Source organism: Lactobacillus delbrueckii subsp. bulgaricus (assembly GCF_046938665.1).
Taxonomy (GTDB): Bacteria; Bacillota; Bacilli; order Lactobacillales; family Lactobacillaceae; genus Lactobacillus; species Lactobacillus delbrueckii_C.
The window spans coordinates 1-3,298 of sequence record NZ_JBKZCD010000047.1; the positions used below are offsets into that span (position 1 = coordinate 1).

Genomic DNA, 3,298 nt, shown 5'->3' on the forward strand with positions numbered 1-3,298 from the left:
ATTCCGTTTGATCGGGAAGACAGGATTTGAACCTGCGACCCCCTGGTCCCAAACCAGGTGCTCTACCAAACTGAGCCACTTCCCGATACTCCGCCTGTCAGACTCGAACTGACGACATCCTGATTAACAGTCAAGCGCTCTACCAACTGAGCTAAGGCGGAATTTTCTGCCGCGCCTCGGCGACGCAACAATTAATATTTTACAGGGCTTAGGGAAAATGTCAACACTTTTCGGCAAAAAAATCAAAAACTTTATTGGCAAGCCTTCTCCACTTTTCTTTTTAAATTTATTTTAATTTAGTCTTGATTTATTTCTCATTCGGATTACAATAGTTCTTAATTAAAAAAGTAAGCCATAAAAAGACGAGTAAAGGCGGGCAACCTCCAGTGAGCTGATGAGAGTGGAAATTCAGTAGGCTCTGCCCCCCTTGAAAAACACTTTTTCAGCTGCCAACCGAAAGACTTAGCTCCAGTAGGCTTGGCCGGTTCTGGTCCGTTACCGCCGGATGAGCATATTTGTGCTCAAGAAGCAGGCTCGATTATCAGAGCAATTTGGGTGGTACCGCGGAACAAAGCCTTTCGTCCCTTACCGGGGAGCGAAGGGCTTTTTCTTTGCTTGGCGATCCTTTTTTCATTAAAGAGCAATTTTTACTCACTTAAATTATTTTTTGCTTAAAAAAGAAAGAGGCAGCGAATATGTGCGGATTTTTAGCGATCGACTCCAAAGAATTTGACTTAAAGACCTTTGACGAAGCCCTGGCCAAATGCCAGGACCGGGGACCGGACATGACCAGGGTCTTTGACGAGCGGGAAGTTACTTTTGGCTTCAACCGCTTGGCCATCATGGACTTGACGGATAGTGGGATGCAGCCTTTTGAAACCCTGGACTGCACCTTGGTCTGCAACGGGGAAATCTACAACTACCCGGAACTGAAAAAGAACCTGGAAACCGACTACGAATTTACTTCCAGCAGTGACTGTGAAGTTCTGATCCCCCTCTACCGCAAATACGGGATTGAGACGATGGTTAAGATGCTGGATGGGGAATTTGCCTTTGTCCTCTATGATCACCTCTCAAAGACGATTTACGCGGCCAGAGACATCATTGGTATCCGGCCAATGTTCTACGGCTTTACCAAAAAAGACGGCAAGATTGCTTTTGCCTCAACTGGCAAGAACTTGCTTGACCTCTGCGGCGAAATCCACCCCTTCCTACCTGGCCACTACTATGACGGGGAAAAGATCGTGGCCTACCATGAACCAGACCTCACCCCCAAGATGAGTACTGACGATTTTGAGACTGCGACTCACAAGATTCATGACCTTCTGGTTGAATCAGTTGACCAGCGCCTGGCTTCAGACGCCCCGGTCGGCTACCTCCTTTCAGGCGGCCTTGACTCTTCCCTGGTCTGCTCGATCGCCGCCCACCTGCAGCCAGATACGAAGATCAGAACTTTTGCCATTGGGATGGACCAAAACCCGATCGACCTTAAATATGCCCGGGAAGTGGCTGACTACCTGGGGACTGACCACACCGAGTTCATCATGACCAGAGAAGACGTGCTGGGCGTTTTAAGAGAAGTCATCTATACTTTGGAAACCTGGGATATCACGACTATCCGGGCTTCAATCGGGATGTACATTCTCTGCAAGAAGATCCATGAAACGACCGACTTGAAGGTCATCCTCACTGGTGAATGCTCTGATGAGCTATTTGGCTACAAATACACCGACTTCGCTCCAAGCCCGGAAGAATTCCAAAAAGAAGCAGCTAAACGGCTCAGAGAGCTCTACATGTACGACGTCTTGCGGGCAGACCGCTGCATTTCCGCCAACTCTTTGGAAGGCAGAGTGCCTTTCGCCGACCGGGAATTCGTCGACTACGTCATGAGCGTGGATCCGGACTTGAAGATGAACCACTACCACAAGGGCAAGTACTTGCTCCGCAAGGCCTTTGAAGAAGGCGACTGGCTGCCCCGCGACATCCTTATGCGGGAAAAAGCAGCCTTCAGCGACGCCGTGGGCCACTCCATGGTTGATGACCTTAAGGAATACGCTGAAAGCAAGTACAGCGATGAAGACCTGGCTAAAGCAGGCGAAAAATACCCATACCGGACGCCATTTACCAAGGAATCACTTCTTTACCGGGACATTTTTGAAGAATTCTACCCTGGCAAGGCTGACTGGATCAAGGACTACTGGATGCCAAACAGAAGCTGGAAGAGCCTGGAAGGCGTCACCGACCCAAGTGCCCGGGTACTCAGCAACTACGGGGCTAGCGGTGAATAAAACAAAATAAAAGTAAGATACAGGATACAAAGAAAAAGGACTGGAACTTAATCCAGTCCTTTTTTGACTTCCCAAAAGGCTAAAGCGCTAGCGGCAGCAACATTCAAGGAGTCCACTCCTTCAGCCATCGGAATCTTGATCGTATAGTCGCTCTCCGCGATCGTTTGCGGCAACAGGCCTGGCCCTTCAGAACCTAAAATGACAGCCAGACGGTCTGCTTCTTTTAAGACCGGGTCGTCGATGTCAACCGTGTTGTCCCTTAAAGCCATGGCCGCGGTCTTAAAGCCCAATTCCTGCAGGCTAGCCACGCCTTTTTCCCGCCAAAGTTTTTGATCCAGATAAGTCCAAGGCACCTGGAAAACCGTTCCCATACTGACCCGGCCGCTTCTCCGGTATAAGGGGTCACTGGAATCCGTCGTGATCAAGACTCCGTCCATACCTAAGGCGGCAGCAGAGCGGAAAATAGCGCCGACATTGGTTGGATTGACGACGCTCTCTAAGACCCCGACTCTAGCATGTTTGGGCAAGGCAGCCGCAAATTCACGCAGATTTAGCTGCTTTTTTCTTCGAAAAGCGCAAATGGCACCCCGAAGCAGATTATAGCCTGGCAATTGCCGTAAAAGCTCTGACTGGGCGACAAAGATCGGAAAATCAGGCAAGTGATCGTGGTTAGCAGCCAGCTCCCGGTCAAAGTCGGCTAAATCACGTTCTAAGGCCTTTTCCTCCACCAGCATGGCGATCGGCTCATAGCCGGCCCTAATTGCCCGCTCGATTACTTTCGGACTCTCTGCGATGAAAATACCGGCTTCTGGCTCATAGAAATGAAAGAGCTGGGCTTCATTGTAATCAGTAAACAGCTTTAGTCTGGGATCATCAAAAGCGTTAATTCTGATCAGATTGTTTTCTCTGTCGATTCTGTCCATGTCTTTATATCTTTCTTATTCTCTAAACTCTTACCTATTTTACTATAGAAAACAAAAAGAGCCAGACTTCCGTCTGACTCTTGATTC

General features: G+C 48.9%; 2 protein-coding genes and 2 tRNA genes. 1 reads left to right on the plus strand and 3 read right to left on the minus strand.

Translation table 11 applies throughout. The annotated features are described in order from the left end of the window. Positions 1 to 11: 11 nt before the first annotated feature. Together ACLUXO_RS10055 and ACLUXO_RS10060 are read right to left on the minus strand one after the other, a co-directional pair. Positions 12 to 85: transfer RNA gene (locus ACLUXO_RS10055), tRNA-Pro, on the minus strand. A 3-nt stretch (positions 86 to 88) separates the two neighbouring features. After that, positions 89 to 161, minus strand: a tRNA-Asn gene (locus ACLUXO_RS10060). A gap of 534 nt (positions 162 to 695) precedes the next feature. Between ACLUXO_RS10060 and asnB the strand changes: the two genes are divergently transcribed. Next, positions 696 to 2,288, plus strand: a complete 1,593-nt coding sequence (gene asnB / locus ACLUXO_RS10065; RefSeq protein WP_412137432.1) for an asparagine synthase B — start codon at positions 696 to 698, stop codon at positions 2,286 to 2,288. A 47-nt stretch (positions 2,289 to 2,335) separates the two neighbouring features. On the opposite strand, the gene ACLUXO_RS10070 is transcribed toward asnB, so the two are convergent. After that, a complete protein-coding gene (locus ACLUXO_RS10070; protein ID WP_412137433.1) occupies positions 2,336 to 3,211 on the minus strand; it encodes a TrmH family RNA methyltransferase in 876 nt (291 codons plus the stop codon). Positions 3,212 to 3,298 lie beyond the last annotated feature (87 nt).

Coding starts and splice junctions, on each gene's coding strand:
- asnB (WP_412137432.1), top strand. CDS start 696: ATGTGCGGATTTTTAGCGATCGACTCCAAAGAATTTGACTTAAAGACC.
- ACLUXO_RS10070 (WP_412137433.1), bottom strand. CDS start 3,211: ATGGACAGAATCGACAGAGAAAACAATCTGATCAGAATTAACGCTTTT.